Here is a 19,892-nt window from a genome sequence, read left to right on the forward strand (position 1 = left end):
TTATGTTAACACTTATAAAAGGCGCAGACGTTTTCGCCCCCTCACCTTTAGGCACTCAAGATGTTCTTATTGCTGGCGGAAAAATAGTTGATATACAGCCTGAAATCACCATCGATAATTATCAGAGGATTACCACAGTCGATGGCACACATTGTATTTTGGTCCCGGGGTTTGTCGATTCACTCGTACATATAACTGGCGGTGGCGGCGAAGCTGGATTCGCAAGTAGAACACCAGAAATGAACCTGACTGATGCAACATTGCATGGCACAACAACCGTTATTGCAGCCCTTGGCACTGACTCAAGTAGCCGAACTCATAGTAGCCTGATTGCTAAAGCAAAAGAGTTAAAAGAGCTTGGGCTCAACGTGTTTTGTCATTCGGGCTCATATCATTTACCTGCGAAAACACTGACTGGCTCAGTCACCAGCGATCTAATGTACATTGATGAGTTTATTGGTGTGGGTGAAGTTGCTATATCTGATCATCGTAGTAGCCAACCCACGGTACAACAGCTGGCAGAGCTTGCCGCTGAGGCAAAAGTGGCAGGCATGTTAAGTGGTAAAAAAGGCACAGTCAGCATTCATGTTGGCCCTGTTGATACACATTTATCGTTATTACATGAGGTTGATAAGCTAACCGATATTTCACTGGCACAATTTTACCCAACTCACATGAATCGAAATATCGACTTACTTAATGCTGGGGTAGAGTTTTGTAAAGCCGGTGGCACTATCGATTTTACAACAAGTACAACCGAGTATGACCTTGCTCATGGGGAATACTCTGCCGCACACGCACTCGCTTATTGCCTAGAGAATAAGGTCGACCCAACAAAGCTCACTATGAGCTCTGATGGCCATGCAAGCCTCCCTATTTTTGACAAAAGCTATAACCTGCTTGGCCTTGAAGTAGGTAAAGAGTCTACATTGCATGGTTCGTTTGTAGAAGCAGTGCAAAAATTTAATGTTTCGATTGAACACGCTTTAATGGCGATTACATCAAACCCTGCACAGATACTGGGTATCAATAAAGGTGTCATTAAGCAAAATGCAGATGCCGATCTTGTGCTACTTAATAAAACAACGCTTGCGCCAACAGAATGCTGGTCAAAGGGTGTTCATATGGTAAGCAAAGGTAACGCCCTTGTGAAAGGCGCCTTTGAGTAAGGCCGCATCGGCGGCCTAAACAGTATCCGAAATGCGAGTAACGAGTAGTTGCTCGACTTTCACTCCTTCAACATCGACAACTTCAAACTTATAGCCACCAAAATTGATAAACTCAGCGCGTTTAGGCAGGCGTTTCATGGTGTAAATCAAAAACCCTGCGACTGTTTCGTAATGAGATTGCTCAGGGAACTCTTCAATTTCAAGTACCTTAGCAAGCTCAACCACAGGTGTTAAACCATCGACCAGCCAAGATGAATTATCACGTTGAATAATTAACTCTTCGCCTTGATGGCTAATTAAATCCCCCATAAAGCCTTTCATTAAATCTTTGACAGTGACAATACCTACCATGAGTGCATACTCGTTAACCACAACGGCAAATGGTTCAGCCGCTTTTTTGAAGGTATTTAAGGCTTCAGACAAACTCAATGTTTCTGGAAGATAAAAAATATCTTGGCTTATCAATTCATTATCAATTTCGGCGCTTTGCCCTTTTAGTACTTTACGCAAAATATCTTTTGATTCAACCGAACCAATTAATTTATCTAGATTACCATCACAGACTAAAAAGTGGTTATGCGGGTGTTCGATAATTTTGGTCGCAACTTCTTGAGCATCTGCTTTAACATCAAAATAGACAATTTGATCACGTGGGGTCATTACACTCGATAAAAAACGCGCTTCTAAATCGAATACATTGCCAATTAACTCATATTCTTGTTGCTGTAAGCTGCCGTACTCTGCCCCTGCATCCATCATCGCGACAATATCTTCTGTGGTGACAATATCTTCTCGTTCAGCGGGTACTTTAAACGCGCGCAAAATCAGGTTGGTAATTCCATTAAAGAAAACGACAAAGGGTGTTAACGCAAAAGTTACCCAGCGCATTATAGAAACCACATTAACTGCAACGGCTTCTGGCATAATCATCGCTAACCGTTTAGGTAATAAGTCAGCAAATAGAATAAACAAAGAGGTAATACTCAAAAACGAAATCAAAAAGCTGATTTGGCTTAGTAAAGGTCCTTGGTAAATCATACCTAAGATTTGTTCGATATAAGGCGATAATGCTTGCTCACCAACAATACCACCCAAAATGGCAATTGCATTCAGGGCAATTTGTATCATGGCAAAGAAAGCACCAGGTTGCTCTTGCAACGCCAGCACCGCTTGGGCTTTAGAACTCCCCTCGTCCACCATTACTCGTAATTTAATCTTGCGTGATGCTGCTATTGCAATTTCGCTCATAGCAAACAACGCACTGATCAGAATTAAAATAATAATAATGAGTAAGTCACTCATTGTAACTCCTAACATTTAAACGCATTCAGAGTGTTGAATGCAAACAACTTTTTGCTCGTTTTGCTAGCTAGAGTTTGGCGAGAATGGACAAAAAGCAGCTGATTATAGCCGCTTTATTACAATCAACAAGTGCTATTTTTAATCGTAATCAGCAAAGGCTTTACTTAACTTCTCAAGCCATGCAGTGTTCATATTTTTATTACAAGCAAAATATAAGTCAGGATTAACAACAGGAATACTAAACACTGGTTTTAGTGAGTTGAGTGTAGAGTCTTTTTGTAATTCAAAATCAAATTGTTGATCACTTAAAACGACTAAATCTATGCTCGTTCGACGACTTTTTAACACATCATAAATATTGTCAAAACTATCAAGTAATATCAGCTGATTTGTTTCATCAAAGCCATGTTCTTTTAAGAAAATATGAGAGTAATTATCTTTTAGCACCGCAATACGGTATTGCTTAGCTTGTTGTAAATTACTAATTGAAATTTGCTGAAAATTAAACGAATAAAATGAAGCAGAGAAACGTCCAAGTTTTGACAACCAGATAAAATCACGCTCCCTAGCAGGTAATCTAGCTATTGAGAATATACATGTATTTTCATCTCTAAGAGCCGCATTGTAAGAAACAGACCAAGGGTTCACAGAAATTTCATAGTTGATGTTACTTTGCTTGAGCGATGTTAGTACTTTATCAACTACAGTCCCCACTAACTCACCATTCTCATCTTGATACTGTAACTGCGGTAAATTTTCAGTGACCACTGTAATTGCAGAGAATACAGGTAGAGACACTAGTAAATAAAGTAAGATAAAGAGCTTATGCATAATCGCTATACCGGAAATTATAATTATTTTTTATACAAATATAGCGCGAGGTGATGAAATTTGAAATGTAAAATAGAAATAAACAATTAGCGGAAACTAAGTTTCCGCTAATCTTGCAAAATGAATTACTTATTCATTGCACCAATCAAAAATGCAGAGATTTTAGCACCTTCTCTGAGTGTCGTTTCAGAACTTGTTTGGCCGATTAGTGAGCTGTCGGTGAATGGCGCGATTTCCATCATATCAGCACCTGTAATTGGGAACTCGTCAGCCAATGCAACAAGAATGTCTAATGCATGCTGAGGTGTTAAGCCACCGGCTTCTGGTGTTCCTGTCGCTGAAGCAAAGCTTTCATCAAGCGCATCAATATCAAAGCTCACATAAAGCTCATCAACATTATCTGCTTTAAGCTGTGCAATCACTTCTTCAGCAACTGCTTTAGAGCCACGTTCGATGATTTCGTGGGCCCAATGTTGTTTAACACCAAACGTGTCTTCCCAATGTTGCTTAGGCTTACCACTAGAGCGGATACCAAATTGAATTAGGTTACGTGGCGCTGGTAAGTACTCAAGAATATGTGTACACCAAGAACCAAAGCATAAATCAATACCAAGACGCTCTACTAATAAATCTGTATGAGCATCAAAGTGAATGATTGCAGTGCGTTTGCCAGCATCACGTTTTGCTTTTAAGTAAGCTTTAGTTAGCGGGTAGCTAATTGAGTGATCGCCACCAATACCAAAAATACCCTTATCAGGGTAGTTCGCATAAAAGCCGTCACAGACATCTTCAGTGATAGACAAAGGTGATACATGGTATTCACTGTTTTCATCAGCATATAACGCTTTTTGGCAGTTTGTGATGGTCGCATCGTTAAGGTATTTATCATGCAGTAAATGTGGGATCACACGCACATCACCTAAATCAAAAGCGCGTGCTTGCGGTTGTTGATCAATCAAGGTAGAGCGTAAAAAAAGAGGTCCCCAGTTAGCACCACGTAATATACCACCGCCGCAGTCAGAGCTAATACCTAAAATAACGGCTTTGTGCTCAGACTCTGCCAATGTTTCAAGTGACTCTTTCCAAAGCACATCAACATTGTCTGTTTGACCGTATAATTTAGTACGCAACGCATCTTTACGCTCTTTTGCTGTATTTACTGTAAATACACCATCGCCAGGAGGACAAAGACACTGACTTAGTTTTTCGTGGAATGCTTTTTGTGTGTTACTCATCTCTACTCCGCTGATTATTATCTGCATATTCATGCGTAATTAAAAAACTTGCGCAATCAGGTTTGTGTATAGTTAAGATTTTTAAAACTCAACAATCACTTGCTCAACTAAACCTATAACTCACTGATATTAAATGATTATATTTTCAATGCAGAAAAATTTAAACTGCTCTAGTCAAATTAGAGCGCTGTATTTTGGCAGGTATAACATGCGCGAAAAGAAAGTCAAATTTTGCGACAACCTAGGCGATTGCCGCTATAGATTTATATTCAAACGAAGTGAATACTCATTATTCGTAGCCTCTTGGCTTTTTGGTTTTGATAACCGCAATGTATGCATGCCAACTGGCGTAGCTTAATAATGGCATAATCACAATAAACCCAGCAGTGCCTGTAATAAAACCTACAAACACTAAACAGAGTATTATCCCAGCCCAAACAACCATTGCAGCAAAATTGGTTTTAACCGCGTTCATCGAAGAAATTACCGCAGTCATGATATCAACTCGGCGCTCCATCATAATTTGCGGGGTAAACGCAGAGATAGCAAATACAGTGACAAGTAAAATACCACCAACAATACTACCGAGCGTTAAAAACGCCGATAATTGCTCAAAACTTGGATTGACAACATTCGGATATAGGGCGTGGATGAGCGCAGCTAAACGCATCCAAACAATCATAATCACCATTAGTAACACCGCAAAGCCCCATTCACCTGCTGGGTTTCTAAACATAGATTTAAGGCTATGCATTAGAGTAGGTTTATGGCCTTTTTCAAGCTCCCACGCCACATCATAAAGGCCAGCAGCAAAGGCAGGGCCTATTAATGCAAAGCCAACCACAGCAGGCAAAATAACTAAGTGCGTATCAAACTGATATACAAAATACATAATTGTCGCTGGTATCAAGGTAAATACTAATCCGTAGACAAGGCTCAGTATTGGCGCATTAGCGATGTCCTTAAATGCAAGTGCTAACCAATGAAACGGTGCAGATGCAGATATTTGAGAGCTCTCTAAACAACGAGCAAATTCGTGATTTTTGTTCATAGAAGATGATGCTGGCATAATGTATCCTCATTAAAGGTGACATCTTTAGGTTTAGGTTAACTGTGCAATTCTTGCAACATTGTTAAGTTAATCGGACATCTGTCCTGTACTTTAAACACATATGATTAAAGTATTACGCTTTAGACAAAAATAAGGTTTAATAATGGAAAAGGTATTTCACTTAGGGATCACACGTGACGACTTAAAAGGGGCAACTCTTGCTATCGTACCTGGCGATCCTGACCGCTCAGCACGCATTTCTACGCTTCTTGATAACCCTGAATGCTTAGCGAAGACTCGTGAATTTCATGTTTACCGTGGTGAGCTGAACGGCCACAGTGTTGTCGTTTGTTCAACCGGTATTGGCGGCCCATCTACTTCAATTGCTGTTGAAGAGCTTGCTCAGCTAGGTATTGATACCTTTTTGCGTATTGGCACGACCGGTGCTATTCAGCCCCACATCAATGAAGGCGATATTTTAATTAGCCAAGCATCTGTTCGATTAGATGGCGCAAGCCAGCATTTTGCACCACTAAGCTACCCTGCTGTGTCTGACTTTTTTGCTACACAAGCAATGGTCAATGCATGTGATAAATTAGGAATTAATTTCCACATTGGTATTACTGCATCAAGTGACACATTCTACCCAGGTCAAGAGCGTTACGATACTTATTCAGGTTATGTTCCGCGCTCTTTCCAAGGCAGCTGTGAAGAGTGGCAAAAACTAGGTGTGATGAACTACGAGATGGAATCAGCAACACTATTTACTATGTGTGCTGCCCTTGGCTTACGCGCAGCATGTGTTGCAGGTGTTTTAGTAAATCGTACTAAACAAGAGATTCCGAATGTTGACCACGGCGAGATTGAGAAAAAATCAGTCGCCGTCGTCATTGAAGCTGCAAAACTATTGCTTAATTAAGCGTTACTTAATTTCGCAATATAGTGCTCAAATGCTGGTGGGTTTGCAAAGCTTGCCAGCACAGATTTAGCCACCTCATATTGATTTTCTGCCCCTTGTGTTTCTAACAAGGTTATCGACTTAACTGTTTTATCATCAAAGCTTAAACCCGCAAGATAAAACTGACTCAATGCACTTTGTAATGGCGAAAGGCTTGGACTATAGGCTGCATTTTCGGCATAGCTTCCGTAAAAATCCCCTTCGGTAAATGTACTTAATTTAACAGCACTAAAATTACCTGTGTATGGCACATATGCATTGAGTGCTAATTGAATAAGTTTTGCGTCATCAATGGTAAGGTCGGCAAATTGTTTATCACTTTGCTTATGCGAAAATAAACACGCATCATTACCTAAATCTTTCGGGCCAAATGAATAAGGTAATAACTCATGAAGGTTAAAGTTACGCTCTGGCAATAAAATCTCAAGTGAGTCTGCAGTACTCAATTCATTCATAAATTGACGGCAATAGCCACAAGGAGCGTCACTGATTGCAATTCTTTGTACTGCTTGCGCGCCATTAAGCCATGCATTATTAATCGCTGATTGCTCAGCATGAACGACTAAACTCAAGGCTTGATGAGAAAACTCAACATTAGCGCCAAAATAGAAATTTGTTTCGTCTTGCTCATTTAACCCAACTGCAATAGCGCCCACGTAGAATTTAGAAATAGGCGCCACAGAAAATAAACTTGCGACGGGTACACAGGCTTTTAGTAACTCAAGTTGGCTAACTTGAAACCGCTGACAAAGAGAAGAAATATCTGTTTGAGATAAGATGCCACGTTGCTGTTTAAGCTGGGCAAAAAGAGAATTTTTTTGTTGATCATTGAAGCTAAACGGCTCTGAATTTTGAGCTAGTTTGCTTGCATCTATCCTAGTTGCTGTCATAACAAATTATAATTATTAATTGGCTAAACAGTTTAAAAGGTTACGTAATGAATTGCTAGGTTTTGGCGGTAAACATCAAGGTAAATCGCACAATAAAAGCTAAAAATTAGCGGTATTTGTAAGCCCAGATATACACAACAAAATAGCGATGACTAGCTCGACCAATTATTGACGAACCAGCCAATTTTTTGCTTTGTTAAAACATTCAAAGTTTTCAGCTTGTAAGTTATAGCGCTTTGCTTTTTGCATAAATAAGTCGTGCATAAAACCATCAAAACTTACGACAATTGCTACAACAGCTTCTTTCAAAGAGTTTGCCACTGCCGGCATAATTGTGAATAAATCAGCAGGTGCGAAATTGTGCGTCAACTCAGACACGTCAACGAGTATTTTATCTGACCCATATAATACTGAGTATTGTTGGGCGATTTGGTAAAAGTTAATCACATCCTGTGCGCTTGCCGTCCCTCTTAACGTCATCATAACTAACGACGTAGATGCATCATAGGTAATGCAAGTAGACACGTTTGACATAAAAATACTCTTAAACTGCGTGAGTGGTTAGGGGTTAACTCTAGCTCTCAGAGTTGAAAGCCAGCATATTTTATTTATAACCCTAACCTAGTCAATAGCTAGCAATTAAATAGGTATGGCCAGCATTAAATATAAGAATTTATAACTAGAAAAATACATTTTTGGCGTTACCTTAAATTAACCTTTAATGCTTTTTTTAAACATGCACGAGAATTCTGCCTTTAATTTAAGCCTTTTCAGATGCCCTTAAAATGAGTGAAAACTTACAATGAACATCATCTTAAAGCAGTAGAGTAAACACGTATTGTCAGATGATACATGTTTGCTTGGATAGGAATAAATCATGAGATTCATGGTTCCAATTATCGCAGGCATGTTTTTGTCAGTTCCTTTGCAAGCAACCGCAATTACAGCAACAGAATTTGAAAAACTACGCAACCAAGTCAGAAACACTTACGCAAACTCAAGACAGCTAGGTTTAGAAGAAGTAAATAAAATACTAGCCAATTCTGAGTTGAATCTTGAACAGAAGATCATTATGACTAACTATAAAGCGTGGGTTTTATCTGGTAATAATAAACTAGATGAAGCGATGATTACGCTCGTAGAGTTCGAGAGTATGGTTGCCAAATCGAAAGATAAGAGCCTGATGTATGGCTACTATAATATTTCGGGAAATATCTATTCCCATTTAGGGTTATATCAAGAAGCACTTAATCATTACAAACAAGCGCTCCCTTTTGCAAAGATGAGGAATAATAACCTTGTAATGCAAACTGAAAACAACATCGCTGTTATCTACTTAAAATTACACCTATATAACAATGCAGCAGAAATATTTAAAAAATTTAGAGAGTACAGCAAAACAAATAACCATACCTTTAATGAGTCGTTTACGAGTAATCTTCTTGCTAAGGCTTTGCTTGGTTTAAAAAAATATGACCAAGCATTAGAACTACTTAGTAACATATATAACTTTCAGAAAAGCAACGACTTTCTTTCACACCAAATAGTTAATCTAACCACTCAGGGAAAAATTTATAACTCTCAAGCACAATATAAAAAAGCAGAAATAATATTGAAAAAAGCACTCAATTTACTAAATGAGAATAATCTTCAAAGCGATAAGCTTGCTGTAGTATTAGAACTTGCTAAAACATACAAAGCCCAAAATAAACCTGCATTGGCTCTAGCACAAATTCAGTCAATTGATTTAAAGAATAAAAAAATCTCTGACTATCAATTATTGCTAGCTACACAAGAGCTATCAGCCTCTTTGCATTTACAACAAAAAAACTACCATGCAGCAATTGATGCATACAAACAGCTCTATGAAACTCAAGAAAAAATTCTAAGAAGACAAACCAGTACTAATCTTGCCAAAGCGTTAGCAGAATTAGATATAACGACTAAAGAAGCAGAAATAGAACTTTTAACTAAATCAAATCAAGTTCAGGCTTCAAAAAATAAAGCAAATAAAGTGATCTTTATGGCGATTGCTTTTGCCTTATGCTCAATTTTAATCGTATTAACGTTGATGACAGTGAGGACGAAGCAACAAAAGAATGCCCTGTCTAAAACATTAACAAAACTTCATAACACACAAGCACAACTTATTGAAATCGAAAAAATAGCATCGTTAACCGCATTAGTATCTGGTATGGCGCATCAATTAAATACGCCCATTGGCACCATTGTAACCGCTAGCTCTTTAATTGATGATCAACTTACACTTATTTGCCAAAAGTTTAAATCTCAAGAGCTATCTAGCAAGCACCTTCATAGCTTTTTAAACGATACAAACGATGCAAAAGATTTAATACAGGCTAGCATCGCTCGACTTGCCAGCATTGTCGAAGAATTTAAGGCACTCAATGTGTCTATTGATTTAGATAAACCGCTAGTCCAGTTTAACCTAACAGAAGAAATATCACGCAGAGTTCTGCCTTTCTCAAGTTATTTAGGAAAGTGTATTAAATTCGATATTCAGGGTGATAATGTTGTAATAACTTCTTACCCTGCAATTATTGGTGACATATTAAAAACCTTAATCATTAATTCCTGCGAACATGGTTTTGCAATAAAGCTACACGGTTTAATTGAGATCGAGATTAAAGCTTTTCCTAAGCATGTCGAAATTATTTATCAAGACAACGGGGTCGGTATTAAGGAAACTATCTTGCATGATATCTTTACTCCTTTCTATACCACTAATATGGGCGATAAACACCTAGGACTTGGGTTAAATGTTGTTTTTAATGCAGTTAAATTTAATTTGAAAGGAGAAATATGCGCCGAGCCTTATGAACACGGCGCACGATTTGTTATTAGCCTACCAATCGATGCTCGATTGGTTGATGATACTAGCTATTAACCGGTATTACGCATACCAGCAGCGATACCTGTCATAGTGATCATCAAGGCATTATCAATATCGCCTTCAGAGCCCACGTCAGCTTCGCGTGAACGACGCAGTAACTCAACTTGTAATAAGTTAAGTGGATCTGTGTACGGGTTGCGAAGCGCTATTGACTCTTTGATCCAAGGTTGGTCTGCAAGCAGGCTCTTTTGTGGGCTAAGCGATTGCACAAGCTCAATAGCCTCACTCAACTCCTGACGAAGTTTTACGCCTAATGGCTTATATTGCTCAGTTACTAATGCATCATCGTAATGCGCACTTAACCATGAATCGGCTTTACTAAATACCATTTCTAGCATCTCTAAACGAGCACGGAAGAATGGCCATTTTAAGCTCATTTCGTGAAGTGTCTCGATGCCATACTTATCTAAAGCAGCTTTAAGGCCTGTTAATGCACCTAACCAAGCTGGCAGCATTAAACGGTTTTGGCTCCATGCAAAGATCCATGGAATAGCACGAAGACTTTCTACCCCACCGTTCGGGTTGCGCTTCGCAGGGCGAGAACCAAGTGGTAATTTAGATAGCTCTTGCTCTGGCGTTGCCATTCTAAAGTAAGGTACAAAGTTTTCATCATGGCGCACAACTTGGCGGTAATGCTCACACGAATCAGCACTAATAAGTTCCATAACATCACGCCATTCGCTCTTCGGCTCTGGCGGTGGTAGCAAGTTACTCTCTAGAACTGCACCAGCATAAATATTTAAGCTTTGCAGGGCAACAGCAGGCAAACCAAACTTAAAGCGGATCATTTCACCTTGCTCTGTTACACGTAGGCCACCTTTTAATGAACCTGGAGGCTGTGAGCGAAGTGCTTGTGCAGCTGGCGCGCCACCACGACCAACAGTACCACCACGGCCGTGGAATAAAATAAGCTCAATACCGCGATTTTCGGCTAATTGAACAAGTTTATCCATAGCTTCATATTGTGCCCAACCAGCAGCCATCATGCCTGCATCTTTTGCTGAGTCTGAGTAGCCGATCATGACATTTTGTTGGTTTTGAATATGACCACGGTACCAAGTGTTATCAAGTAAACATTCGATAACCTCTTTACCATTATTTAAGTCGTCTAACGTTTCAAATAATGGCGCAACCGGTAAGTTAAACTTACAACCACTTTCTTTGAGCAATAACTGTACTGCCAGCACATCAGATGCAGTGCGTGCCATCGAAATAATATACAAACCAAATGTTTGAGCATCTTGCGCTGCGATTACATCAAATGTATCTAGCACCTCTTGTACTTCTGGGCTTGGTTGCCAATGCTTTGGAATAAGCGGACGTCGAGAGTTTAGCTCAGCAAGTAAGAACGCTTGTTTGTCTTCTTCTTGCCATTGATGGTAATCACCTAACCCTAAATAACGTGTCAGTTCAGAGAAAACATCACCATGACGCGATGAATCCTGACGTACATCAAGTTTTGCAAGACGCAGACCAAAGCTGTTAATACGGCGTAGTACATCAAGCAACAAGCCATCGGCAACTACTTTCATGTTGGTCTTAATAAGCGAGCGATAGCACACTTCGATTGGATGTTTAATTTGCGCGATATCAGTAATTAAATCTTCAGAATCTGTGCGCTTTTTCTTAATTTTTGCGCCCAAATGCGTCACCGTTTCAGCAATTTGATTCTTTAATTTTTTAAGTACCGCACGGTAAGGTTCAAAGTCTTGACCTGCAAGCTCAATAAGCTCATCGCTTGCATCCGACATTGATAGCTCATTGCTTAGCGTTTCGATATCACGGGAATACAAATCGAGTGCCATCCAGCGGCCATGATCAAGTACTTGCTGTGTGACTTCAGCGGTGACGAACGGGTTACCATCACGGTCACCGCCCATCCAAGAAGTAAATTCTATTGGGCTGAAATCAATAGGCAGCTCAAGATCAAGCTCTGATTTTACGTCTTCGCCAAACTCCCGTAAGAAACGTGGTACGGCATGCCATAAGCTATTTTCAATAACCGCAAAACCCCATTTAGCTTCGTCGATTGGCGTTGGGCGTGAGCGACGAATGTCGTCGGTATGCCACGCTTGGCTGATAAGTTGGGCAATACGATTTAATAAATCTGCACGTTCACTAGGTAGGTTATCTTTACGCTCTAAAGAGGCAAGACAATCACTTAATTCAACGTGTTTATTAATCATTGTACGGCGTGTCACCTCAGTTGGGTGAGCCGTCAGTACTAAATTGATGTGGAGTTTTGAGAGTGTTTGTGCCAAGTGATTAGGATCAACTTGACCTTGCTTTGATGCTGTTGCTAACGCTTTTAATGTTTGAGTGAGAGGGTTTAGTTGGCAAAAACCAACATCATTAAAGCGCGATACGGTATGAAATTGTTCAGCAACATTAGCAAGATTCAAAAAATGATTAAATGAGCGTGCAACCGGTAATAGTTCTTCATCTGTGAGAGCGTGTAGTACTTCGATAAGCGCCTGTCTGTCGGCTTCGTTACCACTACGTGACGATTTAGATAAAGCGCGAATCTCTTCTACCTTATCTAAAATGGCTTGTCCTTGTGCATCTTTAATGGTTTGACCCAGCATTTGTCCAAGCATACTAACATTACCGCGAAGTGCAGCGTATTGTTCACTCATTCTCATACTCCTTTCTTTAACTAAGTTGAAAGTACTTACTGCACAGTATTTAGCCAAGCACGAGCGCAGCTAAATACTGATCCCTTTTATTAATATCATTGTCAGCGTTAATTTAATAGATCGAATTTTCTAACATACTCGTAAAAAAGAATAACCAATCTATAAACATAAAAGTGTAATAAATACGCAGCTTAGTCAGCTACAAAGCGTTAAAGCTAGCTCAATTGGTAAAATGGACTTACCAATTTAAAAGGTAAAATCCCCGTATATTAAGGCATCCTTAAAGTTTGCATGGTCAAATTTTTACCCGCCTTTTTTTATGTGTTTGTAGGGTTAGATCAAGACAAACAGAGCTACTATCATTTTATTAGTTGGTGATAGTTTGAGCGAAAAAATTTTCAAATATTTTTAGAACAGGTCAAAAATGCAACTCTATATTTTGTGCGGTGCAAGCAGTGAAATTGCAAATGCTTATTTCACTACTCTTCATAAACAAATAAACACGGGTCATATCGTAACCATCAGTCGAGGTGAATTTAAGGCAAGTTTTAATAAGTCATCAAGCAATGAGATAAGACACCAGCATTTTATTACTGACTATTCAGAGCAAAGCTTAAGTGGCATTGCAAAAGAACTTGCTGGTGGCAACTATGATTTGGCCCAGTTGATGATATTTAACGGCCTATTGCATGATCCAGATAATGCGCCTGAACGTAAACTTGAGCAAATATCTGAGCAGCACTTTATAAATAGCATGACGACAAATGCTCTACTACCAATTCGCTGTGTGACTTTATTTTCTATGCTTTTAAAGCCACAAGTTTCAACTGTGGTGTGTGCCCATAGCGCACGTGTTGGTAGCATTAGTGATAACAAGTTAGGCGGTTGGTATAGCTATCGGGCATCGAAGGCGGCATTAAATATGTTATTTAAATCTGCAGCAATTGAACTTAGCAGACGCTATAAAAAGTGCCACTGCGTGTTATTTCACCCAGGTACCACTGATACGCCGTTATCAAAACCCTTTCAGGCAAATGTACCCGAAGGAAAGTTATTTACCCCTGAGTTTGTAGCCGAGCAATTGTATTCATTGATAAGTGATGCTGACTATTTACAACAATCACACAACCCTGCCTACTTTGACTGGCAAGGAAAACCCATAGACTGGTAACAGGAAATTTATGCATTTTACAAAACAAGCCATTGCTGATTTAGAAAACCGCTACCGCGCTCATTTAATTAATAGCTTGTCGGGGTTTAAAAGTGCCAACTTAATTGGCACTCAAGATAGTAACGGCCAAACCAATTTGGCGATTGTCAGTTCAGTATTTCATCTTGGAGCACATCCCCCTTTAGTGGGTATGATAATTAGGCCCCATTCAGTGCCTCGCCATACCCTAGAAAACTTATTAGCCACTAAGCAGTACACGATTAACCATGTGAACAAAGACATTTATAAAAATGCACATCAAACATCGGCACGCTACGACAAGGACGAGTCTGAATTTGATGCAACAGGGCTCAGCACTGAATACCTAAATGACTTTACTGCGCCTTTTGTTAAAGAAAGTAAGCTTAAATATGCGCTTGAGCTGAGAGAGCACCACCACCTTGCCATTAATGGCACTGAGCTGATCATAGGTGAAATAACCGACATTTACTTAGATGAGGCTTGCTTGCAAGAAGATGGCTTTGTCGATATTGAAGCCATTGACACAATCGCAGTGAGCGGGCTTGATAGTTACCATGTAACTGAACGTTTAGCCCGCTTAGCGTATGCTAAAAAATAACCTTTAATTTAAGAATTAGATTATAAATGGCTTAGGCGCATGGGTTAACACCTCAAACCCAGATTCGGTGACAACTATGTCATCTTCTAGGCGCACACCACCGTAGCCTGGTATATAAATGCCAGGCTCAATGGTGATCACATTACCCACTTCAAGGTTGTAGTCTGTCAGAGTGTTGATAAATGGCACTTCATGTAAAAACAGCCCTAAACCATGGCCAAGGCCTTTACCTGCGTACTCGCCAAAGCCCGCATCAGTAATCACCTTGTTTGAGATGGCATTTAAATCTAAACAATTTACACCCGGTTTAACCATTTCAAGTGCCGCATTTTGTGCATCAAGTACGGTATTATAAATACGGGTTTGTTTTTCTGATGCTTCGCCAATAATGTAACTACGAGTCATATCAGAGCGATAGCCATTTACAACTGCACCAAAATCAAGGGTTACAAAGTCACCTTGCTTTAAAACCTGATCTGACGGGTTACCATGCGGCAAGGCTGAGCGCTCTGCAAACAGCATGATGGTGGCAAACGACATTCCTTCTGAACCAAGCTTTTGCATTCTAAATTCAAGCTCTAAGGCAAGGTCACGCTCGGTTACACCCGGTTTAAAATAAGGCAGCGTTTGTGCTAATGCTTCATCAGCGATAGCCGCAGCAGCTTTAATTTGTGCAACTTCCCAGCTATCTTTAACGCGCCTTAGTTTTTCAATTAAGCCGTTTACCGCTGTTAATGTGTGGCCGCTTAGCTCATCTGCCACACCTTGCCAAATGGCTACCGTGACATAACTTGCATCAAATGCGACATGGCTGTTTGGATTAAGGTGCCTGTTAATACAATGACCAAGAGTTTCGTTGTCTCTGTCTCGACAAACAACTTCAAACCCAGTTGTTTCTGCAATTGCACGTTGGTGGTATCGGTAATCAGTGATCAACACACACGCATCTTGAGTAATTAATGCATAAGCAGCATTACCGCTAAAACCACTTAAGTAACGAATATTTTCATGACCAAGTACTAACATGGCGCTGTAACCTTGTTGCTCTAGCAAGGCTTTAAATTCAGCTTGTCTTTTTAAGTAATTAACTTGCATTGTCGCTCCTTATTTTTTGCGCATGCTAACAGTTATGTCCATAAATACGAATATTATGCGATTAGTCGCAGTGAGTTTGCATCAACTGTTTACTCAAGCCACAATGCAGAAAAAACCAAGGAGTACACAATGACAACATATGGTATTGGCACACAAACGCCAGAGCAGGCGCTTGACTCTTTGTCAGATATGACAACAGATTTAACCCCTATTCAAAATGACGAATTTGATGCGCGTATCGCAAAAGCACAAGCGTATATGCAAGCAAACAACATTGATGCAATTTATTTAAATGCAGGCACTAACCTAGCCTATTTTACAGGGATGCGTTGGTACGCAAGTGAGCGTTTAGTTGGCGCTATTTTACCTGCAAAAGGTGATGTGCAATACATAGCGCCGTTTTTTGAAATCGGCAGCTTAAACGATTTTATGGTGATTGATGGCCCAATTCGTGGTTGGCAAGAACACGAAAACCCTTATCAACTATGTGTAGATGTTCTTACAGAAATGGGCATTAGCAAAAATGGCACCCTTGGTATTGATGAAAGCGCACAATTTTTTATCTACGACGGCATTAATAAAGCTAACGGCGATTACAACATTGTTAACGCACAGTGCGTGACAGCTCACTGCCGTATGCATAAATCAGCCAATGAACTTGCCTTAATGCAACGTGCAATGGACATGACTTTAGAAGTACACAAAGCAACGGCAAGTATGCTTTATGAAGGCATCACCACAACTGAGGTTGAAGCCTTTATTAAAAAAGCGCACCAAAAAGTCGGCGCACCGGGTAACTATTTTTGTATTGTGCTATTTGGTGTTGCGTCGTCTTTCCCGCATGGCGTTAAAAACCCGCAAACCCTTAAAAAAGGTGATGTGGTACTGATTGATACTGGCTGTAAAGTACATGATTACCTCTCTGACATTACCCGTACTTATGTATTTGGTGAAGCAACCGAACGTCAACGCATGTTTTGGCAACACGAGAAAAATGCCCAGCTTGCTGCTTTTGCTGCCGCAAAAATTGGTGAGCCATGTGGCAAAGTAGATGATGCTGCAAGGCAGTATCTTGCCGAAAATGGCATGGGACCAGAGTATCAAACACCAGGCTGCCCACATAGAACCGGCCATGGCATTGGTTTAGATATTCATGAATGGCCATACCTTGTGGGTGGTAACCCTACTCCACTCGCAACAGGTATGTGTTTTAGCAATGAACCTATGATTGTCGTACCTGATGAGTTTGGTATTCGCTTAGAAGATCACTTTTATATGACAGACGAAGGTCCGCGTTGGTTTACCGAGCCTGCTCATAGCATCGATGACCCATTTGGGTTAGCTAAATAAAATTCAAATAAACTTTATAAGGCCAGTTTTCTGGCCTTTTTTGTATCTGAATTATTACAATCATTAACAGTGTGGACATTTTAGAGACAACCTATCCGCTTTTATCATGTTATGATTTCAAGAATTTAACCTAACATAATTACGGAGAATAAATGGGTTTACGTTTTAAAGTTCCACATACCCTGATACTGCTGCTGGGCATGATGGTTGTTGCGCTTATTGCTACTTGGTTAGTACCACAAGGTTTTTTCACTACTACATTAAGTGAATCAGGCCGAGAAATGGTTGTTGCGGGCACCTATCAAACGGTTGCTGAGCGCCATTACTTAACTCCATGGGATTTATTACAAGCCATACCTCGCGCTTTTGCTGCTGCTCAAGATGTTATTTTCTTTGTGTTAATTGTGGGCGGTGTATTAGCTGTTGCACGTGCCACAGGCACTGTTGATGCGCTCATTGGTAGGCTTTTAGAGCGACACGGTAAAAAACCGCAACGATTAATCTTTATGGTGGTGTTTTGCTTTGCCTTAGCATCAAGCAGTATTGGTACCGCCGGCGAATATATTCCTTTTGTTATTATTCTCGTCGCGCTTTGCAAAGCAATGCGCCTAGATGCAATGACCGCCGTAGGTATGATAGTCGCAGGTTATGGTATTGGTTATGGTGTTTCGGCATTTAACCCATTTACGGTATTAATCGCACAGCAAATTGCAGGTATTCCTGTTTACTCTGGTCTGTGGTTACGTTTAGCGATATTTATTCCATTTGTACTCATTTGTTTTCATCATGTTTGGCAATACACCAAAAAGGTAGCGCACGATCCGTCTAAATCAATGATGATTGGCGTGCCTTGCCCACTGGAAAATCAAACAGCAACAAGTTACCCAGCACTTGCCCTGCGCCATAAACTAGTTTTAGGTAGCTTTATTATTACCCTAGCAATTGCAGTATGGGGCATCGCAACTAAGGGCTGGTACTTATACGAGCTAGGTGGTGTTTTTATTGCTTGGGGTGTGGTTGTAGCCATTTTAGGCAAACTATCTGCTGATGAAGCAGCAAACAAATTTATAGAAGGCGTATCTGATCTTGTTACCACCGCAGTGTTAATTGGTGTTGCACGGGGTATCGCCCTTATTTTAGAAGACGGCCAAATCCTGCATAGCCTTGTACATGGCATGTCGTTACCGCTTTCTTATGTATCTGCTGAAATATCTGCAATTGGCATGCTGGTTATTCAAACCCTACTCAATACCTTTATTCCTTCTGGTTCAGGGCAAGCTTATGTCACCATGCCACTCATGGCCCCACTCGGTGATTTAGTCGGTGTACCAAGGCAAGTTGCCGTGCTTGCTTATCAATTTGGTGATGGCTTTTCAAATATGATCATTCCGACCAATGCTGTACTTATGGGCATTTTAGGCATGGCTGGTGTGCCTTACGGCCATTGGTTTAGATTCTGTTTACCACTACTAATTAAACTAATGGTCGCAGCATCGGTTGTATTAGTATTAGCTGTAATGTTTGGCTATGGCTTAGATGTACAGCCCACACTTAATTAAGTTAGTTGATTTTAAAAAGCGCCTAAGGCGCTTTTTTGTTGTGTTTTGAGCTCTTTTTAGCAATACATATTTGGCAAAATGAGTTTTAAGTGAAAGTCAGTTTTGTACAAAATCATAACTTCAAGCGTAACTCGCTTCTGCCCCAAAATAAGTTAGGTTAAATGCTCTAACTGCTGCTTTGAGCAATCAAGAAACGGTCCAAGCCCTACACATTGAATGATAAGTTAACGCATCTTTAATAATAGCTAGAAAATTTTGCTTAATGGGCTTACAACACCGTTTGCTCCTTGTTGTAAAACATGGGTGTAAATCTGTGTGGTTTTTACATCAAAATGGCCCAATTGAGCTTGAACGGTGCGAATATCGGCGCTACTTTGCAATAGGTGCGTTGCAAATGAATGGCGCAAGGTATGAGGCGTAATAACCTTTGTAATCAAAATCAATGTCCTTTACTCGCAATTGCACCGCTTCCATCACACGCAAACCACTTCCATACATTAACCCCGTGATTAAGTAATATCGCTTGGAAAGATGACTCATCAATTGCTTTACTACATCAGGCGTCATCACTACAGGCAGCTTGGGTTGTCGATTACTTCGTGCAAAATTCAAGTTTAAAGAAAGCTCATTTTTGACAATATGTTTATATAAAAAAGCGAGCGCATTTAAAGCTGCACTTTGTGTTCTAGGTGACATATTACGTTTTAATACAATATGGTCTAAAAACGCTTTGACTTCTGCATCTCCCATTGAGCTTGGGTGACGTTTGTTGTGAAAGTGAATAAATTTTGCGATCCAACCTAAATAAGCATTAATTGTTCTTAATGAATACTGACGAGTGAGCATATAGTCTGCAATGTAGTTTAAATAAGGAGAGCGAGTTTTCATTTTCATTCCTTTGAAAAGAAGCTGTATATATACACAGTTTTAGCTCAGTTGCTCGTATAGTCAAGAAAACGACCCAATCGCTCGTTTTTATCCTGAGGTAAAAGCGAGAACTCCTAAATTTTAATAACACTGGTAATTAGTTAACAAGTTTGTTAGAAATAATCTAATAAGAAAAACGAGCTACGCTGTGGTAGAAAAACGCGCGATTAGCTCGCTATAAACAT

The 19,892-nt window shown here is 40.0% G+C and carries 15 protein-coding genes and 1 pseudogene; 7 read left to right on the forward strand and 9 right to left on the reverse strand.

The genetic code is table 11. From position 1 onward, the window contains the following. Positions 1-2 precede the first annotated feature (2 nt). Positions 3-1,169 carry a beta-aspartyl-peptidase gene (gene iadA / locus JIG37_RS16430; protein WP_199529842.1) on the forward strand — a complete coding sequence of 389 codons (1,167 nt, stop codon included), beginning with the start codon at positions 3-5 and terminating at the stop codon, positions 1,167-1,169. A gap of 15 nt (positions 1,170-1,184) precedes the next feature. Here the strand turns inward: iadA and JIG37_RS16435 are convergent, their stop codons facing one another. The 4 genes from JIG37_RS16435 to JIG37_RS16450 form a co-directional block, all read right to left on the reverse strand. Next, positions 1,185-2,471 carry a hemolysin family protein gene (locus tag JIG37_RS16435; RefSeq protein WP_054552168.1) on the reverse strand — a complete coding sequence of 429 codons (1,287 nt, stop codon included), beginning with the start codon at positions 2,469-2,471 and terminating at the stop codon, positions 1,185-1,187. Positions 2,472-2,609: 138 nt separating this feature from the next. After that, the gene (locus JIG37_RS16440; protein ID WP_138617338.1) at positions 2,610-3,302 is read right to left on the reverse strand and encodes a transporter substrate-binding domain-containing protein; all 693 of its coding nucleotides are present in this window, start codon (positions 3,300-3,302) and stop codon (positions 2,610-2,612) included. Positions 3,303-3,427: 125 nt separating this feature from the next. Further along, entirely contained in the window at positions 3,428-4,537 is a 1,110-nt protein-coding gene (locus tag JIG37_RS16445) for an arginase family protein (protein ID WP_054552166.1), read from the reverse strand. Positions 4,538-4,826: 289 nt separating this feature from the next. Continuing rightward, positions 4,827-5,606 (reverse strand): DUF2189 domain-containing protein, encoded by a 780-nt coding sequence (locus JIG37_RS16450; protein ID WP_054552165.1) that lies wholly within the window; start codon positions 5,604-5,606, stop codon positions 4,827-4,829. Between the two features lie 145 nt (positions 5,607-5,751). Between JIG37_RS16450 and udp the strand changes: the two genes are divergently transcribed. After that, a complete protein-coding gene (udp, locus tag JIG37_RS16455) occupies positions 5,752-6,507 on the forward strand; it encodes a uridine phosphorylase (protein ID WP_054552164.1) in 756 nt (251 codons plus the stop codon). Here the strand turns inward: udp and cdd are convergent. After that, on the reverse strand, positions 6,504-7,436 hold the full coding sequence (gene cdd / locus JIG37_RS16460; RefSeq protein WP_199529843.1) for a cytidine deaminase: 933 nt from the start codon (positions 7,434-7,436) through the stop codon (positions 6,504-6,506). The genes udp and cdd overlap by 4 nt on opposite strands. A gap of 165 nt (positions 7,437-7,601) precedes the next feature. Further along, on the reverse strand, positions 7,602-7,970 hold the full coding sequence (locus JIG37_RS16465; protein ID WP_054552162.1) for a hypothetical protein: 369 nt from the start codon (positions 7,968-7,970) through the stop codon (positions 7,602-7,604). A gap of 343 nt (positions 7,971-8,313) precedes the next feature. On the opposite strand from JIG37_RS16465, the gene JIG37_RS16470 reads away from it, so the two are divergent. Further along, positions 8,314-10,344 (forward strand): ATP-binding protein, encoded by a 2,031-nt coding sequence (locus tag JIG37_RS16470; protein WP_199529844.1) that lies wholly within the window; start codon positions 8,314-8,316, stop codon positions 10,342-10,344. Here the strand turns inward: JIG37_RS16470 and ppc are convergent. Continuing rightward, entirely contained in the window at positions 10,341-12,986 is a 2,646-nt protein-coding gene (gene ppc, locus JIG37_RS16475; protein WP_199529845.1) for a phosphoenolpyruvate carboxylase, read from the reverse strand. The genes JIG37_RS16470 and ppc overlap by 4 nt on opposite strands. Positions 12,987-13,410: 424 nt before the next feature. On the opposite strand from ppc, the gene JIG37_RS16480 reads away from it, so the two are divergent. Both JIG37_RS16480 and JIG37_RS16485 read left to right on the forward strand, forming a co-directional pair. Next, positions 13,411-14,157 carry an SDR family NAD(P)-dependent oxidoreductase gene (locus JIG37_RS16480; protein WP_199529846.1) on the forward strand — a complete coding sequence of 249 codons (747 nt, stop codon included), beginning with the start codon at positions 13,411-13,413 and terminating at the stop codon, positions 14,155-14,157. 10 nt (positions 14,158-14,167) lie between these two features. Then, positions 14,168-14,776, forward strand: coding sequence for a flavin reductase (locus tag JIG37_RS16485; RefSeq protein WP_199529847.1), 609 nt, complete (start codon positions 14,168-14,170; stop codon positions 14,774-14,776). Positions 14,777-14,791: 15 nt separating this feature from the next. On the opposite strand, the gene JIG37_RS16490 is transcribed toward JIG37_RS16485, so the two are convergent. Beyond that, entirely contained in the window at positions 14,792-15,871 is a 1,080-nt protein-coding gene (locus JIG37_RS16490; RefSeq protein ID WP_199529848.1) for a Xaa-Pro peptidase family protein, read from the reverse strand. Between the two features lie 129 nt (positions 15,872-16,000). Here JIG37_RS16490 and JIG37_RS16495 point away from each other — a divergent pair, with 129 nt between their 5' ends. After that, entirely contained in the window at positions 16,001-17,221 is a 1,221-nt protein-coding gene (locus tag JIG37_RS16495) for a Xaa-Pro peptidase family protein (protein ID WP_199529849.1), read from the forward strand. Between the two features lie 152 nt (positions 17,222-17,373). Continuing rightward, positions 17,374-18,780: a TIGR00366 family protein gene (locus JIG37_RS16500; RefSeq protein ID WP_199529850.1), complete on the forward strand. Its 1,407-nt coding sequence runs from the start codon at positions 17,374-17,376 to the stop codon at positions 18,778-18,780. A gap of 245 nt (positions 18,781-19,025) precedes the next feature. Here the strand turns inward: JIG37_RS16500 and JIG37_RS16505 are convergent. Beyond that, positions 19,026-19,668 (reverse strand): annotated as a pseudogene (locus JIG37_RS16505) (tyrosine-type recombinase/integrase). Positions 19,669-19,892: the final 224 nt, after the last annotated feature.

Origin of the sequence: Pseudoalteromonas sp. bablab_jr010 (assembly GCF_016464105.1) — a bacterium.
In the GTDB taxonomy this organism is placed as follows: Bacteria; Pseudomonadota; Gammaproteobacteria; order Enterobacterales; family Alteromonadaceae; genus Pseudoalteromonas; species Pseudoalteromonas simplex.

Excerpts from the sequence above, each read along its gene's own strand:
- iadA (WP_199529842.1), top strand. The coding sequence starts at position 3 with ATGTTAACACTTATAAAAGGCGCAGACGTTTTCGCCCCCTCACCTTTA.
- JIG37_RS16435 (WP_054552168.1), bottom strand. The coding sequence starts at position 2,471 with ATGAGTGACTTACTCATTATTATTATTTTAATTCTGATCAGTGCGTTG.
- JIG37_RS16440 (WP_138617338.1), bottom strand. The coding sequence starts at position 3,302 with ATGCATAAGCTCTTTATCTTACTTTATTTACTAGTGTCTCTACCTGTA.
- JIG37_RS16445 (WP_054552166.1), bottom strand. The coding sequence starts at position 4,537 with ATGAGTAACACACAAAAAGCATTCCACGAAAAACTAAGTCAGTGTCTT.
- JIG37_RS16450 (WP_054552165.1), bottom strand. The coding sequence starts at position 5,606 with ATGCCAGCATCATCTTCTATGAACAAAAATCACGAATTTGCTCGTTGT.
- udp (WP_054552164.1), top strand. The coding sequence starts at position 5,752 with ATGGAAAAGGTATTTCACTTAGGGATCACACGTGACGACTTAAAAGGG.
- cdd (WP_199529843.1), bottom strand. The coding sequence starts at position 7,436 with ATGACAGCAACTAGGATAGATGCAAGCAAACTAGCTCAAAATTCAGAG.
- JIG37_RS16465 (WP_054552162.1), bottom strand. The coding sequence starts at position 7,970 with ATGTCAAACGTGTCTACTTGCATTACCTATGATGCATCTACGTCGTTA.
- JIG37_RS16470 (WP_199529844.1), top strand. The coding sequence starts at position 8,314 with ATGAGATTCATGGTTCCAATTATCGCAGGCATGTTTTTGTCAGTTCCT.
- ppc (WP_199529845.1), bottom strand. The coding sequence starts at position 12,986 with ATGAGTGAACAATACGCTGCACTTCGCGGTAATGTTAGTATGCTTGGA.
- JIG37_RS16480 (WP_199529846.1), top strand. The coding sequence starts at position 13,411 with ATGCAACTCTATATTTTGTGCGGTGCAAGCAGTGAAATTGCAAATGCT.
- JIG37_RS16485 (WP_199529847.1), top strand. The coding sequence starts at position 14,168 with ATGCATTTTACAAAACAAGCCATTGCTGATTTAGAAAACCGCTACCGC.
- JIG37_RS16490 (WP_199529848.1), bottom strand. The coding sequence starts at position 15,871 with ATGCAAGTTAATTACTTAAAAAGACAAGCTGAATTTAAAGCCTTGCTA.
- JIG37_RS16495 (WP_199529849.1), top strand. The coding sequence starts at position 16,001 with ATGACAACATATGGTATTGGCACACAAACGCCAGAGCAGGCGCTTGAC.
- JIG37_RS16500 (WP_199529850.1), top strand. The coding sequence starts at position 17,374 with ATGGGTTTACGTTTTAAAGTTCCACATACCCTGATACTGCTGCTGGGC.